Consider the following 24,778-nt stretch of genomic DNA (forward strand, 5'->3'; position numbering starts at 1 on the left):
CACACCCCGGTGCCGGCCCTGGGCCCTCGGTGGAATGGGTGCCAAACCCACTTTCGCAACCTTCAACGTTGCGAAAGTGGCTTTCGCAACACCGTCTTCCCGTCGGGCCGCCGCGCACCGCGGGGGTCTCGATCAGGTCGAAAGCGGTTCGGCGAAGATCTCGCGGACCCCGGCGACGAGCTCGGCGAGGTCGCCCTCCTCGGCCCGGTCGCGTCGCCAGACCAAAGCGGTCTCCAGTTGGGGCCGGAAATCCGAGAACGGGAGGATGGTGGCGCCGTCGACGAGGAACAGATGCATCGGGCTGGCCGGATCCAGCATCGTGATCGAGAACGACGAACCGTTCGCCACCAGCTCGGAAATGCCCGAATATTCGGTTCCGCCGACTTTGAGCCTTTTCTTGATGCCCGCTTTCGACAGGGTGTGGTCCATGTCGTCCGAATAGGCCGGAATGCTTTCCGAAGCGGACGGGATATACGACAGATCACTCAGTTCGGCGATGGTGACGGTCTCCCGTCCGGCGAACCGGCCGGCCGGGACGACGGCGCCGAGCCGTTCCACCTGCACCGGGACGATCTCCAGCGCCGGATCGGTGACCGGCATCCTGACCAGCGACAGCGCCAGTTTGCCCTCGTGCACCGCGGCGACCAGGTCGGGTGTCGTGCCCGGCCAGCGCTTGAGTTCGAACCGGTCGCGACAGCGTTCTTCGAGGCGTTTGACCCGTTCCCGCAGGGCCGGGTGTACGCCGGCGGGGATGCCGACGAACACGGTGCTCCGCCGGGGTTTCACCGCCTCCTGCAACCGCCAGGGGATCGCGTTGACCTGGTCGAGGACGTCCCGCGCGATCGGCAGCAGCGCGGAGCCCGCCGCGGTGAGCGTGACGTGATGCGTGCTGCGGTCGAACAGCTTGTGGCCCAGTTCGTGTTCGAGGTCCTTGATGCGCTGGCTCAGCGGGGAGGCGGCCATATGCAGTCTGCGGGCCGCCTGGGAGAAGTTCAGTTCCTCGGCGACGGCCACGAAATACCGCAGGTGCAACATCTCCACGCGTTCACCCTAACCGCAGGGCCACGGTGAAGGCGGCCCCGCCTTCGGGCGCCGGTCCCGCCGTCAGCGTCCCGCCCATCCGGGTGACCAGCCCGTGCGCCAGCGCGAGCCCGATGCCCGAACCGACCGGGCGGCTGTCGCGATACCGCTTGTTGAGCACCCCGCGCTCGAACGCGACCGGGTAGTCCTCCGGCGCCAGACCGGGCCCGCCGTCCCGCACCGCCAGCCTGGCCTGCCCGTCGGCCGCCACCAGGGAGAACACGATCGGCGCGCCCGCCGGGGTCACGCGCAGGGCGTTCTCGGCCAGTCCGTCGACGACCTGGCGGAGCCGCCGCGGATCGGCGACGACCGGCACCTCACCGGCCGGCCGCTCCACCAGCAGCGTGACGTCCTGCCGCGCGCAACGCAGCCGCCAGACGTCCGCGCATTCGCCGACCAGCGCCGCGAGATCGAGGCGCGCCGGGTCGAGCCGGAACTCGTCCGCGCCGAGCCGCGCCAGTTCCAGCAGGTCGCTGACCAGGCGTTCCAGCCGTTCCGCCTCGCGATGGATGGTCTGTCCGGCGCGGCGCGCGTCCTCGCCTTCGGCCACGCCGTCACCGATCGCCTCGGCGAACCCGGTGACAGCGGTCAGCGGCGTCCGCAGTTCGTGCGACACCGAGAGCAGGAACTCGCGCTGCCGCGCCTCGCTGTACTGCAGGGCGTCGGCCAGTTCGTTGACCGATTTCGCCACGTCCGCGACCTCGGACGGCCCTTCGACCGGAACACGCAGGTCACGGCGCCCGGACCGCATCCCGTTCGCCACCGACGCGGCCCGGCGCAGCGGCCGCGACAGCATCCGGCTCAGGAGCAGCCCGGCGATCGCGGCGACCGCCAGCCCGGCGCCGAGCGCGAGCACGGTGTTGCGCACCAGCGTCCTGCCGCGCGCCTCGCCGATCTCCGTCGGCTGGACCAGCGCGAACGTGGCACCCCTCGCGCCCACCGCGCGGGCTTCCACCAGGTACCGCCGTCCTTCGACGAGCACCGTGCCCGAACGCGCGAACCCCGTTTTGCTCGCGGCGATCGCCGCGACCGTCCCGTCGCCGTCGATCGTCCCGTTCGGACGGCGGACGACGACGTCGATCCCTTGTCCTCGAACGACTTCCGCGGCTTTACCGACGCGGAGCCGGTTGCCTATCCCGGTCTCGTCGAGCTGGCTCGCGACCACGTCGGCCTGCGCGGAAAGCGACTGCCGGAGCACGTCGGTGCCGGTGGTGCGGATGAGCCGGGCCGCGACCAGCCCGGCGACCACCACCGCGACCGCGGCGACCGCGAGGCACACCACGGTGATCCGCAGCGCGAGCGAGGTCCGGTTCATCCGGCGTCCGCCGCGTAACCGATCCCGCGGACCGTCCTGATCGGACTGTGCTCGCCCAGTTTCCCGCGCAGCTGGGCGATGTGGACGTCGACGGTCCGCGTGCCCGCCGACGCCGCGTAACCCCAGACGGAGCTGAGCAACTGTTCGCGGCTGAACACCTGGCCGGGCCGCCGCACCAGATGGGTGAGCAGCTCGAACTCGGTCGACGTCAGCGCGATCTCGGTGTCTTCGGCCCAGACGCGGCGCTGGGTGACGTCGACGCGCACGCCGCCCGCCGTGTAGGTCTCGGCGGGCGAAGGTGATCCGGCGGCGCGGCGCAGGACGGTCCGGACCCTCGCCGAGAGTTCACGCGGGCTGAACGGTTTGGTCAGGTAGTCGTCGGCGCCGATCTCCAGGCCCAGCAAGCGATCCAGCTCGTCGTCCCGGGCGGTCACGAACAGCACGGGCGTCCAGTCGCCGTCGGCGCGCAGCGCCCGGCAGATCTCGATACCGTCCATTCCGGACAGTCCGATGTCGAGCACGATCGCGACCGGGCGCAGCCGCCGGATCGTGGCCAGTGCCGCGCCGCCGTCCGCCTCCACGTGCACGCCGAACCCGTCCCGCCGCAGGTACAGCGAAGCGAGTTCGGCGATCGCGGGGTCGTCCTCGACGACCAGTACCAGCCCGCGTCCCGGTTGTGTCGTCACCGGCCGATCCTGTCACGGGGCGGGGTCGCCGGCCATGTCCCGCTCGATCGAGTCGAGGGTGTGCTGGACGTCGCTCAGTTGTCCCGGCGCCGGGCTCGGAGCGGGCTCGTCGTCGGAGCACGCGGCTGTGCCGAACAGCGCCAGGGCGGTCAAGCCGGTGGCCAGGAGCCGTTTCACTTGCCCGCCTTGCAGTGCGCGTTCGCGAACGCGTCGAGCTTCTGCTTCGCCGCGGTGAGCTCGGGAAGCCTGCCGCCGCGCTTGTCAGCGCGCTTCTGAAGCCGGTCGGCGGCCTCGTTGTGGCCCTTCTTGCGCTGGCCTTCGGCCCTGGCCTTGAGATTCGCCACCGAACCGCGGACCTCGGGGCCACCGTTGACGCGTTCGGTGAGGTTGATGGTGCGCTGGGTGAGCTTCGGCAGCCATTCGGCGCACAGCGTCCGGGATTCTTCGGGGCTCAGGGTAATCGGTGCCTGGGCCGAGGCGGCGGGGGCGAGGGTGACGAGGCCTGCCGCGGTGAGGCAGGCGGCGATGGTGTGTTTCAGCATGCGAAGAGCGTGGCGCGGCCGGATACGGGGAATGTGGGGGAAATGTTCGGGTTTGGTAAGCGATACTCGGACGATGGGGCTCAAGACCTTGACCGCCACCGTGGTGGCGACACTGCTGCTGACCGCCGCGCCCGCCGTCGCGTCACCCGCGTTCGTCCTGCGCGGCGGCGTCAGCGAGCCGGTGTTCTCCTACGAGAAGGCCATCCGGGAGACCGCCTGGGTGGAGACCGGCCAGGACCTCGACCGCGACGGGCGGATCGACCGGGTCGCCGCCGACATCATCCGCCCGGCGGAACCGGCCGCGCGCGGGCACCGCGTTCCGGTGATCATGGACGTCAGCCCGTACTTCGAGAAGGTCGGGCGCGGCAACGAGCGCCAGCCGAAGACGTACCTCCCCGACGGCACGCCGTCGCAGTTCCCGCTCTTCTACGACAACTACTTCGTCCCGCGTGGGTACGCGGTCGTGCTGGTCGACGTCGGGGGCACCAATCGCTCGTCCGGGTGCTTCGACGACGTCGCGTCCGGCAACGGCGTCGTGAACTGGCTCAACGGGCGCACCAAGGCCTTCCGCACGCCGTTCGGACCCGGGCGGGTGCGGGCGGAGTGGGCGAACGGATCGGTCGGCGCGATCGGGAAGTCGCAGGACGGGGCGACGGCGATCGGGATGGCCGCGTCCGGGATCGAGGGCCTGAAGACCATCGTGCCGATCGCCGGGGTCAGCTCGTACTACGAGGTCCACAACTCGCACGGCGCCTACTTCGGCTGGGCCGGCGGCCCGGGTTTCTACAACGAGCGCGCCGAGAAGCTGTGCCGTCCGTTCGAAGAGGACAACGCGCGGCGCGCGGGGACAGACGGGAACTTCAACGAGTACTGGCGCGGGCTCGACTACGTCGCGAAGACCGGCAAGGTGCGCGCGAGCGTTTTCGCGTCGATGGGTTTCCACGATCTCAACGTCAACCCGATCCAGTTCGGGCCGTGGTGGGAGGCGCTGAACTCCCACGGCGTGCCGCGTAAGGCGTGGCTGCATCAGGCGGCGCACGTCGACCCGTTCGACCTCGACCGGTCGCTGTTCGTGAAGACCCTGCACCGCTGGTTCGACCGCTGGCTGCTCGGCGTCCGCAACGGCGTCGAGACCGAGCCCGCGATCCGGATCGAGCACACCCCGGATCGCTGGACCGATGAGCGCCGCTGGCCACCGGTCACGCGGTCGCACGTCTTGTGGCCCGCGGTGTCGGGCGGGCTGGGGAATCGCCCGTCGCCAGGCACGGCTTCGGTGACGGACGATCCAGCGCGCGGGGCTTCGCAGTGGGTGGAGAACCCGTCGCAACCCAGCCCGGGTCGGCTCGTCTTCACGGGTGAACCGGCGCGAACGGACACGCGTGTCGCAGGGACCGCCACCGTCACGGTGACGGCGCGCCCGGACAAACCCGCCGCCCGGATCGGCGCGGTCCTGGTGGACTACGGCCCCGCGACCGTGCGGAACACGAAATTCCCGGCGCTGGGCACCAAGGACCTGACGACCCGCTCCTGCTGGGGCGCGGGCACCGACGCGGACACCGGCTGTTTCCTGGACACGGTCGCGGATCTGACCACTGTGGACAAACGGATCGTGGCGACCGGCTGGGCTGATCTCGGCCACCACCGCTCACTGTGGCGGGGCGAACCGCTCGTGCCCGGCAAGGCGTACACGATGACCTTCCGGCTGAGCAGCCTCGACCACGTCGTCCCGGCGGGGCACCGGCTGGCGCTCGTCCTGGGTGGGACCGACGGGGACATGTTCGACCCGGCGCTGCCCGCGCTCGGTACCCGGGTGACGTTCGAGCTGGACGGGACTTCGCTCTCGGTGCCGGTCGCCCGGCGCAGTTAGTCCTCTGAATGCGAGAGAGAAGGAGCACGTATGGCGAAGATCCAGCGCATTTCCGCCCACGGCCACACGAGCGCGAGCCCCGAAACCGTCTACGCCCTCCTCGTGGACCGCGAGCGTTGGCCCGACTGGTCACCCATGGGCGCGTTCCGCCTGCTCGAAAAGGGGGACGAGAACGGCCTCGGCGCCGTCGGCGTCTTCAGCACCAACGGCGTCAACAGCTGCGAAGAGGTCATCGCGCTCCAACCCGGCAAGCGCTTCGGCTACGCCCTGAAGAAGGGGCTCCCGCTGCGCGACTACCGCGCCTACGTCGACCTCACCCCCGAGCGGAACGGCACCGGGATCCACTGGCATTCCACGTTCACCGCCAAGATCCCGGGTACCGGCTGGTTCTACCGCCGGTTCCTCGGCCACTTCCTGGGGCGCATGGTCGAGAGCCTCGTGGCGCGCGCCTCGCGCGGCGCACCATAAAGTAGGCGCATGGCAGCCCCACGACGCACCCAGGAGGAACGCAGCGCCGCGATGCGCGTGCGGCTGCTCGACGCCACGATCGACTGTCTCGTCGAATACGGCTACGCGGGCACCACGACCACCCGCGTCGCGGATCGCGCCGGGGTGACCCGCGGCGCGCAGGTGCACCATTTCCCGACCAAGACCGACCTCGTCACCTCCGCGATCCGGCATCTCGCGGCCAAGCGCACCGAGGTCGCGATGGCGGAGATCGACCGGCTCAAAGCGTCGGCCGACCCGGTCGGGGACGCGTTGCAGCTGCTGTGGGAGATGCACCAGGGGCCGGTCTTCTCGGCGACGGTGGAGCTGTGGGTGGCGTCGCGGACCGACGCGGAACTGCGGGCCCAGATGGCCGTGGTCGAGCCGATCGCGACGAGCAGCCTGGTCGAGTTCGGCAAGGCGCTGCTGCCGGACCATTCGGCGCATCCGGAGTTCCTGCACGCGGTGTACACGGCGATGGACGTCGTCCGCGGCATCCTCATCGCCAGCTGGGCGACCCGCGACCAGACCGAACTGGAGGCGCGCTGGGAACGCGGCCGCCGTCATCTGATCCTGCTGTTCGAGGCGCTGATGCAGCCCGCTCCCTCTCACTAGGCATGTTACTCTCCTGGGGAGAGTGAGGAGGTCACGTGCTCGGAAACCCGTACGACCCCGACTGCCCCACCCGCGCGCTGCTCGACCGCATCGGCGATCAGTGGACCGTGCTGATCGTCGGCGTGCTCGGCGACGGCCCGCTCCGGTTCACCGAGATCGGCAAACGCGTGCGCGGCATCTCACAGAAGGTCCTCACCCAGACGCTGCGCAGCCTCGTTCGCGACGGCATCCTGACGCGCACCGCGTACCCGGAGATCCCTCCGCACGTCGAGTACGAGCTGACCGCGCTCGGCCGCAACCTCGCCGAACCACTCGAGATGCTCGACAAATGGGCTCGCGTCCACATGGGCGAAGTACTCGACGCGCGCAAGAACTACGACGGTCAGCTCACCGCCTGACCGAACAGCCGGTCGAGGTGATAGTCCACAGTGGACAGCGCTTCGTCCGGTGTGCGGTGCTGCATCACGATGTTGGTGCCCTGTGAATCGGCGAGTGCCCAGAGGATCGCGGATTCGTGCATCGGGTCGGCCGACTTGTCGACATCGCCCGCCTCCTGACCCTGGCGGATCAGGAGGGCGAACAGCTCGAACAACTGGGGGACGCCGTCGGTGAACGCGGCCGCGAACGACGGATCGGAGATCGCGCGGATGAAGAACGCGACCCCCATCAGCCAGTCGCCGCGGCGGCGTTCGTCGAGCGGCAGGATCTCGACCATGATCGCGCGGATGATGGCCTTGGGCGTCGACGGCAGCTCGCCGGCCTCCAGCTGGGCCTTGATGCGCTCTTCGTAGACCTGCGAGCGGCGTTCGACGGCGAACAGCAGCATCTCGTCCTTGGTCTTGAAGTAGTGCTGCACCAAGCCCATCGACATGCCCGCTTCGGCGGCGACGTGCCGGAGGCTGACTCCTTCGAGGCCCCGCGTGGCCGTCAGCCGCGTCAGTGCCTCGGCGATCTCCGCGCGCCGCGCGGCGTGATCCACCTGCTTCGGCACCTTCACCATCCGTTCCGCTGTTTGCCATGCGATCGCATTGCCACTACTGTCCGACGCTATTACGATGCGATCGCATTGTAAACATTCGTCGGGGGTGATTTCGGTGGAAGCCGAACGGGGGAAGGTGCGGCTGAGGCCGCCGCGGAACGCGCTGGATCAGCGGGTCGTGGGCTGGTGGCGGCTGCAGGGAACGCTCTTCTGGGGCGCGCCGGTGCTGGTACTGGTGGTGCTCGGGCTGCTCATCACGCCCGCGCGGCTCTGGCTGCTGACACCGGCGGCGGTGTTCGCGGTACTGGGCCTGGCCTGGGTGATCGCTATGCCGCTGTGGTGGTTCAAGGTGCATCGCTGGGAGGTGACGGAGACGGCGGTGTACGCCCGCTCCGGGTTCTTCTGGCAGGAGTGGCGTGTCGCGCCGATGTCGCGGATCCAGACCGTGGACACGCTGCGCGGTCCGCTGCAGCAGGTGTTCAAGCTCGCGACCGTCACGGTCACCACGGCGTCGGCGCGGGGCGCGGTCAAGATCCGCGGGCTCGACCAAGAACTGGCCGCGAGCCTCGCGGAGCAGCTCACCGAAACGACGCAGGCGACGCCGGGGGACGCGACATGACCTCGGGCGAGTTCGAGGGCTGGAGCACACTCGACAAGCGGACGCTCGCCGTCACCGCGGTGATGATGACCGGCGCGGCCGTCGGCGCCGCGATCCCGACCACGGCCGCGATCGTGGGCGGCGGCGCGAGCTTCTGGGTCGCGCTCGCTTGGGTCGCCGCGGGTGGGGTGGTGCTCGTGGCCGGCGGCGTGCTGGCGGACCTCTTCTACTGGAAGGGCGTGCGGTACCGGGTCACGCCGGACCGCATGGAGACGGCGTTCACCCTGGTGTTCCGCTCACGGAAATCCCTGCAGCGGGAACGGATCCGCAACGTCGACCTGACGGCGAACCCGCTGCACCGGCTGTTCGGCGTCGCGGTGGTGACCATCGGCACCGGCTCGCACGAATCGGGCGGGCAGGGCCGGATCAAGCTCAACCCCGTCTCTCGCGCCGAGGCCGAGCGGTTGCGCGCGGACCTGTTGCGCCGCACGGAAATCGCGGAGACCGACGACGACGCGCCGCTCGCCATACTCGACCGGCGCTGGATCCGCTACGCGCCGATGTCGTTCCTGACGCCGGCACTGGGCCTCGCGGCGGGCGGTGGCCTCATGCAGGTCTCCGAATGGGCGGGCCTGCAGAAAGGCCTGGTCGACTGGGTGATCGGCCTGTTCCGCGGGATCCCGCTGGTGGTGGCGATCCTGATCCTGCTGGCGATCGCGATGGTCGTGGGCGTGGTCGGCGCGCTGGGCCTGTGGATCGAGATGTGGTGGAACTACCGGCTCGACCGCGAATCCGGTGGCACGCTCCGGGTGCGCCGCGGGCTGTTCACCACGCGCTCGATCTCGATCGAGGAACGCCGGATGCGCGGCATCGACCTCGTCGAGCCGCTCGGGAACCGGATCTCCGGCGCGGCGCGCGTCGACGCGATCGCCACCGGCATGCGGCAGAGCGACGACAAGGACAAGACCGACTACCACACGCTCCTGCCCGCCGCGCCGGTCGCGACGGCCAACCGGGTCGCCGCGGCGGTGCTGCGCGAACCGGTCTCGCCGACCGAAGCCGTCCGGCTCACCGCCCACCCCCGTGCCGCACGGGGACGGCTGCTGCGCTGGTGGGTCGGTTCGGTGGTGGTCCTGCTCGCGATCTTCGCGCTCCTCGGCTTCCTGCTGACCGGCGTCCTGCTGGTGATCGGTGCCGCGCTCGGTGTCGTGCTGCTGCCGGTGTCGGTGCTGCTGGCGCTGGACGCCTATCGCAACCTCGGGCACGGGATCACCGGGCGGTACCTCGTCGGACGGCACGGGACCGTGCGGCGGAGCACGTTCGCCCTGGAACGCGAAGGCGTGATCGGCTGGACGGTGAAACAGTCGATCTTCCAGCGGCGCAAGGGATTGCTGACCGTCGTGGCGACCACGGCCGCCGGTGCCGGGGCGTACTCGGTGTACGACGCGGGGGAGGAGCAGGGGCTGCTGTTCGCGGAGGAGTCCGTGCCGGAGCTGCTGACGCCCTTCCTGGAACGGGCCTGACGCTCTGGGCGGGCGACCGTGTTGCGAAAGCTCCCGTCGCTGCGTCTGATGCGGCGAAGGGGCCCTTCATTCATCGGGTTCGCGCACGCGTCCGGTGACCGTCGAGTTGCGAAAGCCACTTTCGCAACGTCGGTGGGGGTGGGCGGCCGGTCAGGTGTTGCCGGGCGTTGCGAAAGCCACTTTCGCAACGTCGGCGAGGGTGCGCGGCCGGTCAGGTGTCGCCGGGCGTCGCGAAAGCCACTTTCGGGACACCAGATGTCCCGAAAGTGGCTTTCGCGACATGCGTACCCGAGTGCAGGGCGTCGAGCGGAACGCGCCCCGCGGAGGTGCGGCCACCCCACTTTGCCCTCTACAGAGCGTCCTTACCACTCACGAGCCCGACGCTTCGGCCGTCACCGAAGCATCGGGCGGTTACCGTCGTGCCATGACCGCATTCGCCGCCCTGCACGTCCCCGGTTCCCCGCTGCTCCTGCCGAACGTCTGGGAGTTCGGCACGGCCGCCTTCCTTGCCGCGCGAGGCTTCCCGGCGCTCGGCACGACCAGCCTCGGGGTCTCGGCCGCCGAGGGCGAGCCGGACGGCGCGCCGTCCTCGAAGGACGCCACCGTCCGGCTGGCGCGGCGGCTCGCCGGGCTGGACGCGCTGATCAGTGTCGACCTCGCCGACGGGTTCAGCGAAGACCCGGGCGAGGTCGGCGCGCTGGCGGCGGAGCTCGCCGAAGCCGGTGTCGCGGGCATCAACCTCGAAGACGCGCTCGGCGACCCGGTGCGGCACGCGGCCAAGATCGCGGCGGCGAAGGAACGGGCTCCCAGGATCTTCGTCAACGCCCGCACGGACACCCATTGGCTGGGGGAGCCCGACATCGGCGCCGCGATCGACCGCTGTCTGTCCTATGTGGACGCCGGGGCCGACGGGGTGTTCGTGCCGGGGCTCGCCGAGCCTGCGGACGTCGAGCGGCTGGTGAAGGCCGCCGGGGTGCCGGTGAACCTGCTGTTCCTGCCCGGCAAGGTCACCGTCGACGCGCTGGCCCGGCTCGGTGTCGCGCGGGTCAGCCTCGGTTCGCTGCCGTACCGGATGGCGCTGGCCGCCACGCTGCGCACGGTGGAGGCCGTTCGTGACGGCGGCGAGCTCCCGCTGACCCCGCCGTCGTACGACGACGTCGCCGCCCTGCTTCCGGAATCTCACTAATCTCGGGAGCATGCAGATCTTCGGAGCCGAATTCGCCGTCCCGCCCGGTTATCTGAACACGCCCAGTATCGGCGTCCCGCCCTCGCACGTGGCCGACGCCGTGGCGGAGGCGGTCGAGCGGTGGCGCCGCGGTGAAGCCCGTCCGACGGACTTCGACGAGCCCGTCGCGCGGACCAGGGCGGGCTTCGGCGCGCTGATCGGAGTCCCCGCGGAGCGGGTCGCGATCGGGGCGTCCGTCTCGCAGCTGATCGCGAACGTCGCCGCCGGACTGCCCGACGGCGCCAGCGTGCTGGCCGCCGCGAACGACTTCACGAGCGTCACCTTCCCGTTCGCGGCTCAGGCGCACCGCGGGGTGAAGGTCACCGAAGTCCCGTTGGCCGAGCTGGCCGCCCGCGTCGAGGGGCACGACCTCGTCGCGGTCAGCGTCGTCCAGTCGGCGGACGGCGCCCAGGCCGACCTCGCCGCCCTCCGGGCCGCGGCCGAGGCGTCGGGTACCGCGGTTCTGCTCGACGCCACCCAGGCCGCCGGCTGGCAGCCACTGGACCTCGGCTGGGCCGACTGGGTGGTCGCCGCCGGTTACAAATGGCTCCTCGCGCCGCGCGGGGCGGCGTGGCTGGCCGCGCATCCGCGGGTGCTGGAGCGGGCGGTGCCGGTCGCCGCGAACTGGTACGCGGGGGAGGACCGCTGGCAGACCGTCTACGGCCTCCCGTTGCGGCTCGCCGAGGGCTCCCGGTCGCTCGACCTGTCCCCGGCCTGGCTCGCGTTCGTCGGCGCCGCGGTCTCGCTGGACTACCTCGCGTCGCTCGACCTCGCCGCCGTCCGCGCGCACTGCGTGGGGCTCGCCGACTCGCTCCTCGAAGCGCTCGGCTCACCCGGTCAGGGGAGTGCGATCGTCTCGCTCGAAGCCGACGCCCACCGGGTGCGGGAAGCCGGCATCGTGGCCGGTACCCGGGCCGGAAGGCAGCGATTCGGCTTCCATCTCTACAACACGGCCGACGACGTCGAACGGGTGATAAGCACGTTCAGGTGAACCGCCGGAACGGGGTGAACTACCGTATGTTCCCGTGGTTGGTGCGCAATTTACCCCGGGACCGACGGAAACGGCCCGGCTTCAGCCGGTGCGACCGGCAGGGCCGGGCGGGCCGCCGCCCGCGCCGAATCCGCCGAGGGACACCAAGGGCCTGGCGCTGAAGGGCGCCGGGCTGGTCGCCATCGCGGTCGTGTCCGCCCTGCTCTGGTGGCTCATCCGGCACGAGCCGGAGCCCGCCCAGGTCGCGGAGCCGCCGGCCAAGACCGGCCAGTTCCAGTACACGCTGGTCGAAGGACCGCAGGTCACCTCCGACTGCGCGAGCAAGGCCTACGGCGACACCAAGAAGTTCTTCAGCGACACGCCGTGCACGCGCCTTTCGCGGGCGTTGTACACGACCGAGGCCGGGGGGAAGAAGGCGCTGGTGTCGGTCGTCCTGGTCACCATGCCCGGTGAGGTGACCGCGTCCCAGCTCAAGGCGCTGACCGACAAGGACGGCACGGGCAACGTGTCCGACCTGGTCCGTGACGGGACCTTCAAGGACCAGGGCGCCCCGAAGATCTCCGGGCAGGACGCGGCCTACGACTCCCACGTCAGCGGGCCGGAAGTGGCCATCGTGCTGGCCGGTTTCTACAACAAGCAGACCGACAAGCAGCTGATCGAGCGGATCGCGACCGACGCACTGCGGCTTTCGGGCGACCTGCGCCGCTGACGCCCGTGGGCTGAAAGCGTTCTTCAGCTACGCCGACTGGCCAGGCATCGCGATCGCCACCGGCTTCGCGCCGAACTCCGCCCGCCACGCCGTGCCCCGCCGCGCCGACCCGATCAGGGCGTTGAGCGCGGTCGTCCGCAGGGCCGCGTCGTCCGTCCGGTCGATCACGCCGAGCCAGGCCGAGGTCGCGTCCGCCTCGGCCGTCGCCACCAGTTCCATCGCCGAGTTCGCCTCGGTCACCGGCCTCGGCGGCACGTACGCGGCCTCCGGGCCGGTGGGGGTCTGACCCGCCGCGGACAGCATCCGCTCGCAGACGTCCCGCCGTTTGACGTGCTCGGCCGTGCCCCGGGCCACCGCGCCGGTGAACGCGGCCGGCAGGTACGCGCTGACCAGCCCGTACACCCAGATCGCGGCGTGTTCGGCGGCCAGCGCCTGCTGGACGGCCTCCGCCGTTTCCCCGCCGAGCTGGATCCCGGCGGGTACGTCGACCGCTCCGGCGTCGTCGCCGCGGCCGAGCTTCTCCGAACTCTGCTGCAGCGCCGCGCAGCCCGCCGCGATCGAAGCGACCATCCCGGCGCGGTAGCGGGGCAGCGAAGGTACGAGGCCCTCGGCCTGCTTGCGGGCCTGAGCCAGCCGTTCCTTGAGGCCGTCCACCGACGAGGGCGGGTTCTCGGCGGGGCCGGACTGCTCGGGCTTCGGCCGGTTGAGCCGGTCCACCTCGGTCTTGAGCGCCGCCGCGTGCGCGGCCCGCGCGGTCGCGACCGCTTCGCCCTCGGCGCCCAGCGCCTTCGCGCCGGCCGCGTCGGTCTCCGCCGCGCGCAGCAGGGGGCCCAGCGGGTCGGGGGTTTCGTCGAAGCCGGGGGAGCAGGCGGACGCCAGCGGCACGGCCAGCGCGGCCAGCGCTCCCATCCGCAGGAAAGTGCGACGGCTCGGCTCTGTCGATCTTCCGGTCACGCCGCCCCATCCTGCCAGTACCCCGCGCGGGGCCGCCGCTCGCGCGTCACGCGGGGGTGACCGGATAAGCTGGTCCACTACCGAACCCGGATCCACGCCGCCGGGTCGCCCACAGCCGAACAGGAGCGCTCCACCGTGCCCAACGACCTCGCCAGCAGGCTGGAGCCCATCGTGGCCGAAGCCGTCAAGGCCGCGGGTTTCGACCTCGATTCCTTCGAGGTCCAGCAGGCAGGCCGCCGCCAGCTGGTCAAGGTCGTCGTCGACGGGGACGACGGCGTCGGGCTGGACGAGGTGGCGAGCGTCAGCCGCGCCGTCTCCGCCGCGCTCGACGAGAACGAGCACGTGATCGCCAGCGCGTACACGCTCGAAGTCACCTCACCGGGGCTCGACCGCCCGCTGACCGTGCGGCGGCACTGGCGGCGCGCGAAGTTCCGCCTCGTCAAGGTCACCCCGGCCGAAGGCGCGGCGTTCATCGGCCGCGTCGGGCACGCGGGGGAGAAATCCGCGCGGGTGCTCGTGGACGGCGAGATCCGGGACGTCCCCTACGCCTCGGTGACCAAGGCGGTCATCGAGATCGAGTTCAAGCAACCACCTGCCGAGGACCTGAAACTGTTGGAAAACGATGCGTCGGCCCTGAACGCCGCCACCACGGAGCCGAAGGAGGAGCCGAAGTGAACGTCGACATCGCCGCGCTGCGCGCGATCGAACGGGACAAGGACATCCCCTTCGAGACGGTGATCGAAGCGATCGAAACCGCGCTCCTCACCGCGTACAAGCACACCGAGGGCCACCAGCCGCACGCCAGGATCGACATCGATCGCAAGAGCGGGCTGGTCCGGGTGCTCGCGCACACCCTCACCCCGGACGGTCAGACCGACGAGGAGTGGGACGACACCCCCGAGGGCTTCGGCCGGATCGCGGCGACCACCGCGCGGCAGGTCATCCTCCAGCGTCTGCGCGACGCGGAGCACGAGAAGACCTTCGGCGAGTTCTCCGCCAAGGAGAACGAGATCGTCGCCGGCGTGGTCCAGCGCGACGCCCGCGCCAACGCCCGCGGCATGGTCGTCATCCAGGTCGGCGACATCGAAGGCGTGCTGCCCGCGATCGAGCAGGTACCCGGCGAGACCTACGAGCACGGCGACCGGATCAAGGCCTACGTCGTGACCGTCTCGCGCGGCAACCGGGGCCCGCAGATCACGCTGTCCCGTTCGCACCCGAAGCTGGTGCACAAGCTGTTCGCCCTCGAGGTCCCCGAAATCGCCGACGGCACGGTGGAGATCGCCGCCGTCGCGCGGGAGCCGGGACACCGGACCAAGATCGCGGTCCGCTCGACGGTGCCGGGCGTCAACGCCAAGGGCGCGTGCATCGGCCCGGTCGGCGCGCGCGTGCGCAACGTGATGAGCGAGCTGGCGGGCGAGAAGATCGACATCATCGACTTCTCCGAAGACCCGGCGAAGTTCGTCGGGAATGCGCTGTCGCCCGCGAAGGTTGTGTCGGTACGGGTCGTCGACGAGAAGGCCAAGACCGCTCGCGTCGTCGTCCCGGACTACCAGCTTTCGCTCGCGATCGGCAAGGAAGGGCAGAACGCCCGCCTCGCCGCCCGGCTCACCGGCTGGCGGATCGACATCCGCAGCGACGCCGCTCCCGAGCAGGGTGACGAAGCACACGCCGGGCAGGCGCGGCCCGCCGCGGCAACCGGTTCGGCTGAGTGAAGGTCGAAGCGCTAGACTTACGAGTGGTTCAGAGCCCGCGGCCGGGAACCGACCTCCAGCGTGACCGGGAAACTCCGGTCCGCACGTGTGTCGGTTGCCGTGAACGGGCCTTGATCGGCGAGTTGCTGCGAGTGGTCGCGGCGGACGGTCGGCTGATCGTCGACGAACGTCGGCGGTTGCCGGGCCGGGGTGCTTGGTTGCACCCCGTGCCGGACTGTCTGGCCAAGGCCGAGCGGCGCAGGGCGTTCCCCCGGGCACTTCGTGTTCCAGGGTCGCTCGACGCCCAGGGTGTCCACGAACGCCTGGAGCGGCACGCCGAAGGCTAAAAGGCGCCGGGACATCCCCGGTGCCGGATGGAATCAGGAAGCAGGTCGACCCGTCATGAGTCAGCCGTGAAGCTGAATCAATGAACGCGCGACAATAGGACGAGGTCTGCGGGTCTGCCGCCGGCCTCCCCAGATGAGGAGAGCTGTGCCAGGCAAGGCCCGAGTACATGAGCTCGCGAAAGAGCTCGGCATCACCAGCAAGGAAGTTCTCGCCAAGTTGAAGGAACAGGGCGAGTTCGTGAAGTCCGCGTCGTCCACCGTCGAGGCGCCGGTCGCCCGTCGTCTGCGTGACGCGTATCCGTCCAAGGACGGCAAGAAGAAGTCGGTTCCGACCCCCGGCCCCCGTCCTTCACCCGCGCCGCCCGCGAAGCCCGCTACCCCGGCTCCGGCCGCGAAGCCCGCTCAGCCCGCGCCCGCGGCGAAGTCCGAGGCCCCGGCCGCCCCCGCGGCGTCCGCGCCGGCCCAGTCGGCCCCGGCCCAGCAGCCGTCCCGGCCCGCTCCGGGCGCCCGCCCGGGCCCGCGCCCCGGCCCCCGGCCGCCGGCGCCCAAGGAAGAGGTCGCTCCGGCGGCGAAGGCCGCTCCGGCCGAGCCGAAGAAGCCCGAATCGGCCAAGGACGTCCCGCCGGCACCGGCCACCCCGCCCGCGTCCCAGACGCCGTCGCAGGGTTCGGTCGTGCCGCCGAAGCCGCAGGGCCCCAAGCCCGGCGGCCCGAAGCCCGGCCCGCGCACCCCGCGTGTCGGCAACAACCCGTTCGGCGTGGGTTCCGGTGCCCCGGCCCCGCGCCCGTCCGCCCCGCGTCCCGGCGGCGGCAACCAGCAGGGCGGCGACAACCGTCCGCCGCGTCCCGGTGGCGGGCAGGGCGGCGACCGTCCGGCCCCGCGTCCCGGTGGCGGCGCGCCCGGCGGTAACCGGCCGAGCCCGGGCAACATGCCCCCGCGCCCGAACCCCGGCATGATGCCGGGCCGCCCGGCCCGTCCGGCCGGTGGTCCCGGTGGCGGCCGTGGTGGCCCCGGCGGCGGAGCCCGTGGTGGCCCCGGTGGCGGCGCTCGTGGCGGTCCCGGTGGCGGCGGCGGAGGTTTCCGCGGCGGTCCCGGTGGTGGCGGCGGTGGCGGCTTCCGTCCCGGTGGCGGCGGTGGCGGCGGTTTCCGTCCCGGTGGCGGTGGCCCCGGTGGCGGCGGCGGTGCCCCGGCCGGTGGCGGCGGTTTCCGTGGCGGCGGCGGTCGTGGCGGCCCCGGTGGCCGTGGCGGTACCGCGGGTGCCTTCGGGCGTCCCGGTGGTCCCTCGCGCAAGGGCCGCAAGTCGAAGCGGCAGAAGCGCCAGGAGTACATGGACAACATGCAGGCGCCCAGCGTCGGTGGTGTCCGTCTGCCCAAGGGGCAGGGCGAGACGATCCGCCTGCCGCGTGGTGCCTCGCTGACCGACTTCGCCGAGAAGATCGACGCCAACCCGGCTTCGCTGGTGCAGGTGCTCTTCCACCTCGGTGAGATGGTCACCGCGACGCAGTCGGTGTCCGACGACATCCTGGAACTGCTCGGCGGCGAAATGAACTACAACGTTCAGGTCGTCAGTCCCGAGGAAGAGGACCGGGAGCTGCTCGAGACCTTCGACATCACCTACGGCGAAGACGCGGGTGAGGAAGAGGATCTGCAGGTCCGTCCGCCGGTCGTGACCATCATGGGTCACGTCGACCACGGTAAGACCCGCCTGCTCGACACGATCCGCAAGACGAAGGTGCGCGAAGGTGAAGCCGGCGGCATCACCCAGCACATCGGCGCCTACCAGATCGAGACCGAGCTCGAAGGCAACCCGCGTCTGATCACCTTCATCGACACCCCGGGTCACGAGGCGTTCACCGCCATGCGTGCCCGTGGTGCCAACTCGACCGACATCGCGGTGATCGTGGTGGCGGCCGACGACGGTGTGATGCCGCAGACGGTCGAGGCGATCAACCACGCGCAGGCCGCCAAGGCGCCGATCGTGGTCGCGATCAACAAGATCGACAAGGAAGGCGCGAACCCGGACAAGATCCGGCAGCAGCTGACCGAGTACGGCCTGGTCGCCGAGGAGTACGGCGGCGACACGATGTTCGTCGAGATCTCCGCGCGGCAGAACATCAACATCGACGGCCTGCTCGAGGCGATCCTGCTGACCGCCGACGCCGCGCTGGACCTCCGGGCCAACCCGGACATGGAGGCCCAGGGTGTCGCGATCGAGGCCCACCTCGACCGCGGCCGCGGTCCGGTGGCCACGGTGCTGGTCCAGCGAGGCACGCTGCGCGTCGGTGACTCGGTCGTGGCGGGTGACGCCTACGGCCGCGTCCGCCGGATGGTCGACGAGCACAACGTCGACGTCACGGAGGCGTACCCGTCGCGTCCCGTCCAGGTCATCGGGTTCACCTCGGTGCCGGGCGCGGGCGACACCTTCCTGGTGGTCGACGAGGACCGCGTCGCCCGGCAGATCGCCGAGCGCCGCTCCGCCCGGACGCGCAACGCCCTCAACGCGTCGCGCCGCAAGCGGGTCAGCCTCGAGGACCTCGACTCCGCCTTGAAGGAGACGAACAGCCTCAACCTGATCATCAAGGGTGACAACTCCGGTACCGTCGAGGCGCTCGAAGCCTCGCTGGTGCAGCTCGAGGTCGGCGACGACGTCGAACTCAACGTCGTGCACCGCGGTGTCGGTGGCGTCACCGAGTCCGACATCGACCTGGCGACCGCGTCCGACGCGATCGTCCTGGGCTTCAACGTCCGTGCGCAGGGCAAGGCGACCGAGCGGGCCACCCGCGAAGGCGTCGACGTCCGGTACTACACGGTCATCTACCAGGCGATCGAGGAGATCGAGCAGGCTCTGAAGGGCATGCTCAAGCCGGAGTACGAAGAGGTCGAGCTCGGCAAGGCGGAGATCCGCGACGTCTTCAAGTCGTCGAAGATCGGCACCATCGCCGGTTGTCTCGTCGTCTCGGGCGAGATCCGCCGCAACGCGCGGGCCCGCCTGCTCCGCGACGCGACCGTCATCGCCGAGAACCTGCCGATCAGCTCGCTGCGGCGGTTCAAGGACGACGTGGTCGAGGTCCGCGACGGGTACGAGTGTGGTCTGACGCTGGGGTCGTACAGCGACCTCAAGGTCGGCGACATCATCGAGACCTACGAGCAGCGCGAAAAGCCGCGTGCGTAAGTGACAAAGCGGCGCTCCCCCGCATCTGGGCGGGGGAGCGCCGCTTCACCTTCGAAACAACCCAGAACCCCACATGTTCGTAGGAGCTCTTGAGCTCGACATCCTGCTGGGCGACGTCCACTCGCTCAAGCAGAAGCGATCCGTGATCAAGCCGGTGCTGGCCGAGGTGCGCAGGCGTTTCGACGTCTCCGTCGCCGAAGCGGGCCATCAAGACCTGCACCGGCGCGCGCTGATCGGTGTGGCCGTGGTCGCGGCGAGTGGCGAGCACGTTCGTGACGTGCTCGACTCGTGTGAGCGCCTCGTGGGGAGCAGGCCGGAATTCGAACTGCTCGCCACCCACCGCAGGCTGCTCGGCCCGGACGACTGACGAAATTCTTCGAGGAGACGAAACCCCATGGCCGACCCCGCTCGGGCTCGTAAGCTCGCCAAGCGGATCTCACAGATCGTCGCGCACGCGATCGAGCACGACATCAAGGATCCGCGGCTCAACCACGTGACGATCACCGACACGAAGATCACGGCGGATCTGCACGACGCCACGGTCTACTACACGGTGCTCGGCGAGAACCTGGAGTCCACGCCCGACCACGCCGGTGCCGCGGCGGCGCTCGAGTCCGCCCGCGGGGTCCTGCGCACGAAGGTCGGTCAGGGCACGGGTGTTCGCTACACCCCGACGCTGGCCTTCGTGGCCGACAGCATTCCTGAGGACGCCAAGCGCATCGAAGATCTCCTCGCGAAGGCCAGGGAAGCCGACGCGGAGGTCGCCCGGCGGGCCACTGGGGCGCAGCACGCCGGCGAAGCCGACCCGTACAAGCCGCCACGGGAAGAGGCCGAAGACGATGAGTTCGCCGACGAGGAGACCCGTCGCTGAGGGACCGGACCACGCCGTGACGCGGCGTGGTCTCCTGCTGGGAGCAGCGGCTCTCGGCGGCTCGGCGCTGATCTCCGCTTGCGGTGCCGAGCAACCCCCTCTGGTGGGGCCGCCGCCGGTGGCCCCACCGACCACTCCGACCCCGCTCACCGAAGCGGTCACGGTGCAGAAGATGCGGTCCGCGGCGCGGAACCGCGACGTCAACCTGGTCATCATCGCGCCGGACGGGGTGTCCCGGGTCGGGATGCCGGTCTGCGTCGCCCTGCACGGGCGCGGCGCCGACGCGCGCACGTTCCTGAACCTCGGCGTGCAGGACGCGCTGAACCAGAACGTCGCGGCCGGGCGGCCCGGGTTCGCGGTGGCCGCCGTCGACGGGGACAACTACTGGGTGGACGTCGGCAAGGCCGACGATCCCCAGCGGATGCTGTCCGACGAACTGCCCGGCTGGCTCGCCCGGCGCCAGCTGCGGCCCCCGTCGGCGATGTTCGGGATCTCGATGGGCGGGTTCGGCGCACTGCGCTACGCCCGTGACCACAAGGACCTGAAAGCCGTCGCCGTCGCCAGCGCGGCGTTGTTCGTGAGCTGGCCCGATGCGAAGTCCCGCAAGGTCTTCGCGGATCGCGCGCAATGGGAGTCGCACGAGCCGCTGCTGCACACCGGCGACCTTTCCGCCGGAACGACCGGGGTGTGGTGCGGGAACTCGGATCCCTTCGCCCGCGCCGACCGCAAGCTCATCAAGGCGCTGGATCCCGCCGTCGCGAAGATGACCCCGGGCGCGCACAACGACGACTACTGGCGCGAGATCATGCCGGACGTGCTGAAGTTCGTGGGGGACCGCATCGCCTGACCCGCATTTCGTCCTCTGGATGCGGTAGTTCGTGATGCCAACTACCGCATTCAGAGGACGAAATGCGAGAGAAAGCGGTCAGCAGGCCGACGCCGATCGCGAGCGTCAAGAGCACTCCGAACCCCCACGGCGGCAACAGGGTCTTGCCGTCGGGGTGGGTGCTCACGACGAGCCACGTCGAAACACCCGCCGCGACCGCGACCCGCGACACCGGCCACCTGGCCGCCGCTCCGAGCACCAGCGGCCAGGTGAAGTACCAGGGCAGCGCCACCGGTGCCAGCACGACCGTCGCCAGCAGCGCCGCCGCGGCCCCGCGGACAGCGGCCGCGCCACCCGCGCGCGAACGCCACCACAACCAGGCCACCAGGCAGGCGAGGATGCCGCAACCCGCCATGCGGCAGGCCGCCACGGCCCCGGTGGCGGTGGGCAGCACCGCCTCGACGATGTTCCCCACCGCGGTCGGGATCGACAGCCAAGGTTCCAGCACCGAGTTCCCGCTCAGCGTCCGAAGCCAGCCGAAGCCGACTCCCGCGACGACTGTGCACAGCCCGAAGGTGGTGACCACAATGGACACCGAAGCCACGAACGCGAAGACGTGGTCACGGGCCGAGGGCCGCCCGCCGGAGCGCCGCGCCGCCCACACCCACACCAGGAACGGCAACGCCACCGCCGCGGGCGCCTTCACCGCGGCGGCCAGCGCGACCAACACGAACCCGGTGCCCGGTGCCCGGGTGAGGACGAGGGCCGTCCCCGCCGCGAGCAGCCCGGCCATCAGCAGATCGTTGTGCCCGCCCGACACGACGCACAGCACCATCAGGGGATTCGCCGCCGTCATCCACAGCGCTTGTTCCGGCCGGGCGCCGAGGTGGCGGCAGAGGACGGGCACGGCGACGCAGAGCAGCGCCAACCCGGGCACCAGCGCGAGCCGGGTCAGGAAGACCCCGAGGAGGACGTTCTCACCGGTTACGGCGACGACGCTCTTCACGATCAGGATCTGGAACGGACCGTACGGCGAGGAAATCGACAACCACCCGCCGGAGGCGCTGCCGGTGATCGGCGAGGGCGGGAGTTCGGCGGGAACGTGCGTGTACGGGTCGAGACCGGCGTGTGCCACGGCCCCCTGCGCCAGATAGGTGTAGAGGTCCGTGCTGAACAACGGTGGCGCGCAGAGCAGCGGAACGCACCACAGCCAGGTCGTCCGCACGATCTCACGCGCACTCGCCGCCGACTGTCCTAATCGGACCCAGGCCGCCAGCATCAGGACGAGGCCGAAGTACAGTGACACGGTCGCGAGCGTCCTGCCGGGCACGGGACTCTCTCGGCCTGTCGCGCCCGCGCCGAACGCCCCGAGGGATATCAGCACGGACCCGGCCAGGCCCACGGCGGTCGCGCACTTACCGGTGAAGATCATGCGGCTGGTCTAGTCGGCGGATGGTCCCGGGCCGTTAAGGTCGCCTTTTATCGGGCCTTTATCCGAGCGTCGTTCTACTGGGCCGGTGGGGAGCGGTTGATGCGCGTACTGGTGGCCGAAGACGAACGGATGCTGGCGGACTCCATCACGGAGGGCCTGCGGCACCTCGGCATGGCGGTGGACGTCTGCTACGACGGCGACGCCGCGCTCGAACGCGTCGCGGTCCACCGCTACGACGTCGTTCTCCTCGATCGCGATCTGCCGCTGGTGCACGGCGACGAGGTCTGCCGGAAGATCGCCGAAGGCGACGGGGAGGCCCGCGTGCTGATGCTCACCGCCGCCGCGGGCATCCGCGATCGGGTCAGCGGGCTCGGCCTCGGCGCGGACGACTATCTCACCAAGCCGTTCGCGTTCGCCGAACTCGTCGCCCGGGTGCACGCGCTGGCCCGGCGTGCCCGCCCGGCGCTGCCGCCGGTGCTCGAGGTCGACGGCGTCGAACTGGACCCGGCGAAGCGGTTCGCGTCCCGCGACGGCCGGCCGTTGCCCTTGTCCCCCAAGGAATTCGCCGTCCTCGAGGTGCTGTTGCGCGCCGAAGGACGGGTCGTCAGCCCGGAAGAACTGCTGGAGAAGGCATGGGACGAACACGCGGACCCGTTCACGAACACGGTGCGGGTCACGATGATGACCTTGCGGAAGAAGCTCGGGACACCGCCGGTCATCCACACCGTGGCCGGGGCGGGCTACCGGTTGGGCGGCTGAGGCGGGCCCGTGCGTCGGTGCGTGGCCGCGTCGAACTGGTTCTCCTCGGCGCCCTGCTCGCCCTCCTGGTGCTGACGTATCCGCTCGCCAAGGCGGCGGGCATGGTGCTCGGAACGTTCGTGGACCGCGATTTCTGCCCGCGGGGGACCGGCTGCGCCGACACGGCGGGCGGGCTCTGGTGGCTCCTGCCGCTGGTGGCGGTGGCCGCGCTCCTGATCTCGCTACGGCGTCCGGTGGCGTCGTGGGTGCTGCGTCCGTTGCCCGATCTCACCGCCACCATCGAGCAGCTGGGACCGCGGAATCTCGGTCAGCGCGTGCGAGCGGACCAGACCGACGGCGAAATGCGGGCGCTCGCCGTCGCGGTGAACGGGATGCTCGACAGGGTCGCCGTCGGTTTCGAAGGACAGCGGCGGTTCGCCGCGAACGCGTCACATGAGCTGCGCACCCCGCTCGCGGTGCAGCGGACGCTGGCCGAGGTCGCGGTGGTCACCGGTGGTGCCGACGACGTCCAACGGCTGGCCACGCAACTCTTGGTGGTCAACGAACGCAACGAACGGCTGATCGAGGGCCTGCTCGTGCTGGCCGAGGCCGACCGGGGGCTGCCCGGTACGGTGCCGGTCCGGCTGGACGAACTGGTGGAGTCGGTCCTTGCCCGGTACGCCGAGCGGCTGGCCGAGCACGATCTGACTCTGCGTCACGAAGCGACGGAGCGGTCCCTGCTCGGAGACCCCATCCTGCTGGAACGGCTGATCGAGAACCTGGTCGACAACGCGATCAAGTACAACCACCCGGGTGGCCGGGTCGAGGTGGTCGTCGGTGGCGAACCGGCGCTGAGTGTGCGGAACTCCGGCGAACGCGTACCGGCCGAATCGGTCGACGCGTTGTTCCAGCCCTTCCGGCGGCTCACCACCGACCGCGTGAACCACCGCGGCGGAGCCGGACTCGGGCTGTCCATCGTGCACTCCATCACCAGCGCGCATCGCGGCCGGGTGACCGCCGTGCCGGGGGAGGACGGCGGTCTGCGCGTCGACGTGACGCTGCCCTGACCTGGCTCCGGGGCAGCGGTCAGGCCGGTTTCGCGGCGACGATCAGGTCCCGCACGATCGCCTGGTCCACCCGGTGCGCGAACTCCGCGAACGGCCCGTCCTCGCGGACCACCAAACCCGCCTTGTCCAGGATCGCGGCGAGTTCCTCGCGGGGCGCGACGTTGGTGTTCCACGAGATGCCGAGCGCGCCGCCGGGCCGCAGCACCCGTGTCCACACGGGAACGGCGGCCGCGAGCAGGTCGCGTGGGCTGCGCGCGAGCGACGCGTCCTGGGTGCGGTGGCTGCCGTGCTGTACGCCGTACGGGGCGTCGGTGACGATGAGGTCCACCGAGTTCGGGCGCAGCAGTTCGTCGGTGGTGAGCGTGTCGCAGTTGAGGTAGCTCAGCTTGCGGACGTCACCCGCCTTGTACCGCTCCTTGGTGATCCCGAAACCGATGTCGAGCCGCCTGCCGAGGCGGACCTTGTTGCGGCGCACCTGACCCGATTCGGCGCTGTGCTTGATCCGCTTCTGCTTCAGCCAGGTCTTGACGAACAGCTCGTAGGAGTCGAAGTCCTTGCCGTCGACGTCGAGTCCGGTCGCGTCGAAGCCGTACATCATCGCCTGGTTCAGCGTGGTGCCGCGGCCGCAGAGCGGATCCAGCAGGTGCAGCGGTTCGTCCAGCATCGCCGCCGGGTTCGCCGTCGACATCAGGGTGACGTTGACGAGGAGTTTGGTGAACAGCTCGTTCGTCTTGCCGGGGTACTTCTGGATGGTCAGCAGATCCGAGTCGAAATTCGCGAGCGGGCTGATCGTCACCGGCTTCAGGACGCCGTCGCCGAGTTCGAACAGCGCGTACAGCGCGGAAAGGTTCGACAGGAGCGCGAGATCGCGTTCGCTCAGCGGGGCGGGCGTGGTGAAGGTGAGGTAGCCGACGCCGCCGAGTTCCGTCTCGCCGATCTCGGAGACCTCGGTCTCCAAAGCGGACAGACCGAACACCGCCAGCTCCGCGCGCAGCAGGGCCGGAGTGGAGTCGGTGTAGACCCGGTTGGCGGACGGGTAGACCAGGATCGCGTACTCGGACATC

Annotated in this window: 27 protein-coding genes; 18 read left to right on the plus strand and 9 right to left on the minus strand. The window is 70.5% G+C overall.

The window, feature by feature from the left end; all coding sequences use genetic code 11:
- Positions 1 to 132: 132 nt before the first annotated feature.
- Genes ACZ3HL_RS03150 through ACZ3HL_RS03170 form a run of 5 tightly spaced genes read right to left on the minus strand, consistent with a single transcriptional unit; the run spans position 133 to position 3,623 of the window.
- Entirely contained in the window at positions 133 to 1,041 is a 909-nt protein-coding gene (locus ACZ3HL_RS03150) for a LysR family transcriptional regulator (RefSeq protein WP_465416036.1), read from the minus strand.
- 4 nt (positions 1,042 to 1,045) lie between these two features.
- Entirely contained in the window at positions 1,046 to 2,395 is a 1,350-nt protein-coding gene (locus ACZ3HL_RS03155) for a HAMP domain-containing sensor histidine kinase (RefSeq protein WP_465528474.1), read from the minus strand.
- The gene (locus ACZ3HL_RS03160) at positions 2,392 to 3,081 is read right to left on the minus strand and encodes a response regulator (protein WP_465416032.1); all 690 of its coding nucleotides are present in this window, start codon (positions 3,079 to 3,081) and stop codon (positions 2,392 to 2,394) included. The genes ACZ3HL_RS03155 and ACZ3HL_RS03160 overlap by 4 nt, the downstream gene beginning before the upstream one ends.
- Before the next feature lie 12 nt (positions 3,082 to 3,093).
- Entirely contained in the window at positions 3,094 to 3,258 is a 165-nt protein-coding gene (locus ACZ3HL_RS03165) for a hypothetical protein (RefSeq protein WP_465416030.1), read from the minus strand.
- Entirely contained in the window at positions 3,255 to 3,623 is a 369-nt protein-coding gene (locus tag ACZ3HL_RS03170; RefSeq protein ID WP_465416028.1) for a hypothetical protein, read from the minus strand. Before ACZ3HL_RS03170 ends, ACZ3HL_RS03165 begins: the two co-directional genes overlap by 4 nt.
- Positions 3,624 to 3,696: 73 nt before the next feature.
- On the opposite strand from ACZ3HL_RS03170, the gene ACZ3HL_RS03175 reads away from it, so the two are divergent.
- The 4 genes from ACZ3HL_RS03175 to ACZ3HL_RS03190 are packed head-to-tail and all read left to right on the plus strand — an operon-like array spanning position 3,697 to position 6,989.
- Positions 3,697 to 5,490 carry a CocE/NonD family hydrolase gene (locus tag ACZ3HL_RS03175; RefSeq protein WP_465528476.1) on the plus strand — a complete coding sequence of 598 codons (1,794 nt, stop codon included), beginning with the start codon at positions 3,697 to 3,699 and terminating at the stop codon, positions 5,488 to 5,490.
- A gap of 30 nt (positions 5,491 to 5,520) precedes the next feature.
- Positions 5,521 to 5,958: an SRPBCC family protein gene (locus ACZ3HL_RS03180; protein WP_465416024.1), complete on the plus strand. Its 438-nt coding sequence runs from the start codon at positions 5,521 to 5,523 to the stop codon at positions 5,956 to 5,958.
- Between the two features lie 51 nt (positions 5,959 to 6,009).
- Positions 6,010 to 6,591, plus strand: coding sequence for a TetR/AcrR family transcriptional regulator (locus tag ACZ3HL_RS03185; RefSeq protein ID WP_465416690.1), 582 nt, complete (start codon positions 6,010 to 6,012; stop codon positions 6,589 to 6,591).
- 35 nt (positions 6,592 to 6,626) lie between these two features.
- The gene (locus ACZ3HL_RS03190; protein WP_016332590.1) at positions 6,627 to 6,989 is read left to right on the plus strand and encodes a winged helix-turn-helix transcriptional regulator; all 363 of its coding nucleotides are present in this window, start codon (positions 6,627 to 6,629) and stop codon (positions 6,987 to 6,989) included.
- Here ACZ3HL_RS03190 and ACZ3HL_RS03195 read toward each other — a convergent pair.
- A complete protein-coding gene (locus ACZ3HL_RS03195) occupies positions 6,974 to 7,591 on the minus strand; it encodes a TetR/AcrR family transcriptional regulator (RefSeq protein WP_465416021.1) in 618 nt (205 codons plus the stop codon). The two genes, ACZ3HL_RS03190 and ACZ3HL_RS03195, sit on opposite strands and share 16 nt — an antisense overlap.
- A gap of 55 nt (positions 7,592 to 7,646) precedes the next feature.
- On the opposite strand from ACZ3HL_RS03195, the gene ACZ3HL_RS03200 reads away from it, so the two are divergent.
- The 5 genes from ACZ3HL_RS03200 (at position 7,647) to ACZ3HL_RS03220 (ending at position 12,616) form a co-directional block, all read left to right on the plus strand.
- Positions 7,647 to 8,189: a PH domain-containing protein gene (locus tag ACZ3HL_RS03200; RefSeq protein ID WP_465528478.1), complete on the plus strand. Its 543-nt coding sequence runs from the start codon at positions 7,647 to 7,649 to the stop codon at positions 8,187 to 8,189.
- Entirely contained in the window at positions 8,186 to 9,691 is a 1,506-nt protein-coding gene (locus tag ACZ3HL_RS03205) for a PH domain-containing protein (RefSeq protein ID WP_465528480.1), read from the plus strand. Before ACZ3HL_RS03200 ends, ACZ3HL_RS03205 begins: the two co-directional genes overlap by 4 nt.
- 424 nt (positions 9,692 to 10,115) lie before the next feature.
- On the plus strand, positions 10,116 to 10,877 hold the full coding sequence (locus ACZ3HL_RS03210) for an isocitrate lyase/PEP mutase family protein (protein ID WP_465528482.1): 762 nt from the start codon (positions 10,116 to 10,118) through the stop codon (positions 10,875 to 10,877).
- Positions 10,878 to 10,887: 10 nt separating this feature from the next.
- On the plus strand, positions 10,888 to 11,907 hold the full coding sequence (locus ACZ3HL_RS03215) for an aminotransferase class V-fold PLP-dependent enzyme (RefSeq protein ID WP_465528484.1): 1,020 nt from the start codon (positions 10,888 to 10,890) through the stop codon (positions 11,905 to 11,907).
- 88 nt (positions 11,908 to 11,995) lie between these two features.
- Positions 11,996 to 12,616 carry a hypothetical protein gene (locus ACZ3HL_RS03220; protein WP_465528486.1) on the plus strand — a complete coding sequence of 207 codons (621 nt, stop codon included), beginning with the start codon at positions 11,996 to 11,998 and terminating at the stop codon, positions 12,614 to 12,616.
- Positions 12,617 to 12,643: 27 nt separating this feature from the next.
- Here the strand turns inward: ACZ3HL_RS03220 and ACZ3HL_RS03225 are convergent, their stop codons facing one another.
- Positions 12,644 to 13,570, minus strand: coding sequence for a ferritin-like domain-containing protein (locus tag ACZ3HL_RS03225; RefSeq protein ID WP_465416009.1), 927 nt, complete (start codon positions 13,568 to 13,570; stop codon positions 12,644 to 12,646).
- A gap of 135 nt (positions 13,571 to 13,705) precedes the next feature.
- Between ACZ3HL_RS03225 and rimP the strand changes: the two genes are divergently transcribed.
- The 7 genes from rimP to ACZ3HL_RS03260 all read left to right on the plus strand — a co-directional run bounded on the left by rimP (position 13,706) and on the right by ACZ3HL_RS03260 (position 20,498).
- Complete coding sequence (gene rimP, locus ACZ3HL_RS03230; RefSeq protein ID WP_465416007.1) at positions 13,706 to 14,245, plus strand: ribosome maturation factor RimP; 540 nt, start codon at positions 13,706 to 13,708, stop codon at positions 14,243 to 14,245.
- Positions 14,242 to 15,282, plus strand: coding sequence for a transcription termination factor NusA (gene nusA / locus ACZ3HL_RS03235; protein WP_126729275.1), 1,041 nt, complete (start codon positions 14,242 to 14,244; stop codon positions 15,280 to 15,282). Before rimP ends, nusA begins: the two co-directional genes overlap by 4 nt.
- A 23-nt stretch (positions 15,283 to 15,305) precedes the next feature.
- Positions 15,306 to 15,608, plus strand: a complete 303-nt coding sequence (locus tag ACZ3HL_RS03240) for a YlxR family protein (RefSeq protein WP_465416004.1) — start codon at positions 15,306 to 15,308, stop codon at positions 15,606 to 15,608.
- A 145-nt stretch (positions 15,609 to 15,753) separates the two neighbouring features.
- On the plus strand, positions 15,754 to 18,780 hold the full coding sequence (gene infB, locus ACZ3HL_RS03245) for a translation initiation factor IF-2 (protein ID WP_465528488.1): 3,027 nt from the start codon (positions 15,754 to 15,756) through the stop codon (positions 18,778 to 18,780).
- 73 nt (positions 18,781 to 18,853) lie between these two features.
- The gene (locus ACZ3HL_RS03250) at positions 18,854 to 19,147 is read left to right on the plus strand and encodes a DUF503 domain-containing protein (RefSeq protein WP_465416000.1); all 294 of its coding nucleotides are present in this window, start codon (positions 18,854 to 18,856) and stop codon (positions 19,145 to 19,147) included.
- A gap of 27 nt (positions 19,148 to 19,174) precedes the next feature.
- Positions 19,175 to 19,651, plus strand: coding sequence for a 30S ribosome-binding factor RbfA (gene rbfA / locus ACZ3HL_RS03255; RefSeq protein ID WP_007029396.1), 477 nt, complete (start codon positions 19,175 to 19,177; stop codon positions 19,649 to 19,651).
- Between the two features lie 16 nt (positions 19,652 to 19,667).
- Complete coding sequence (locus tag ACZ3HL_RS03260) at positions 19,668 to 20,498, plus strand: alpha/beta hydrolase (RefSeq protein WP_465415998.1); 831 nt, start codon at positions 19,668 to 19,670, stop codon at positions 20,496 to 20,498.
- Here the strand turns inward: ACZ3HL_RS03260 and mptB are convergent.
- Positions 20,455 to 21,909 (minus strand): polyprenol phosphomannose-dependent alpha 1,6 mannosyltransferase MptB, encoded by a 1,455-nt coding sequence (mptB, locus tag ACZ3HL_RS03265; RefSeq protein WP_465528490.1) that lies wholly within the window; start codon positions 21,907 to 21,909, stop codon positions 20,455 to 20,457. The genes ACZ3HL_RS03260 and mptB overlap by 44 nt on opposite strands.
- Positions 21,910 to 22,008: 99 nt before the next feature.
- On the opposite strand from mptB, the gene ACZ3HL_RS03270 reads away from it, so the two are divergent.
- Both ACZ3HL_RS03270 and ACZ3HL_RS03275 read left to right on the plus strand, forming a co-directional pair.
- Complete coding sequence (locus ACZ3HL_RS03270; RefSeq protein WP_465415994.1) at positions 22,009 to 22,668, plus strand: response regulator transcription factor; 660 nt, start codon at positions 22,009 to 22,011, stop codon at positions 22,666 to 22,668.
- A 17-nt stretch (positions 22,669 to 22,685) separates the two neighbouring features.
- Positions 22,686 to 23,714 (plus strand): sensor histidine kinase, encoded by a 1,029-nt coding sequence (locus ACZ3HL_RS03275; protein ID WP_465415992.1) that lies wholly within the window; start codon positions 22,686 to 22,688, stop codon positions 23,712 to 23,714.
- 19 nt (positions 23,715 to 23,733) lie between these two features.
- Here ACZ3HL_RS03275 and ACZ3HL_RS03280 read toward each other — a convergent pair whose 3' ends face one another.
- Complete coding sequence (locus ACZ3HL_RS03280; protein ID WP_465528492.1) at positions 23,734 to 24,777, minus strand: TRM11 family SAM-dependent methyltransferase; 1,044 nt, start codon at positions 24,775 to 24,777, stop codon at positions 23,734 to 23,736.
- Position 24,778: the final 1 nt, after the last annotated feature.

The organism is Amycolatopsis sp. NPDC000009, assembly GCF_055563465.1.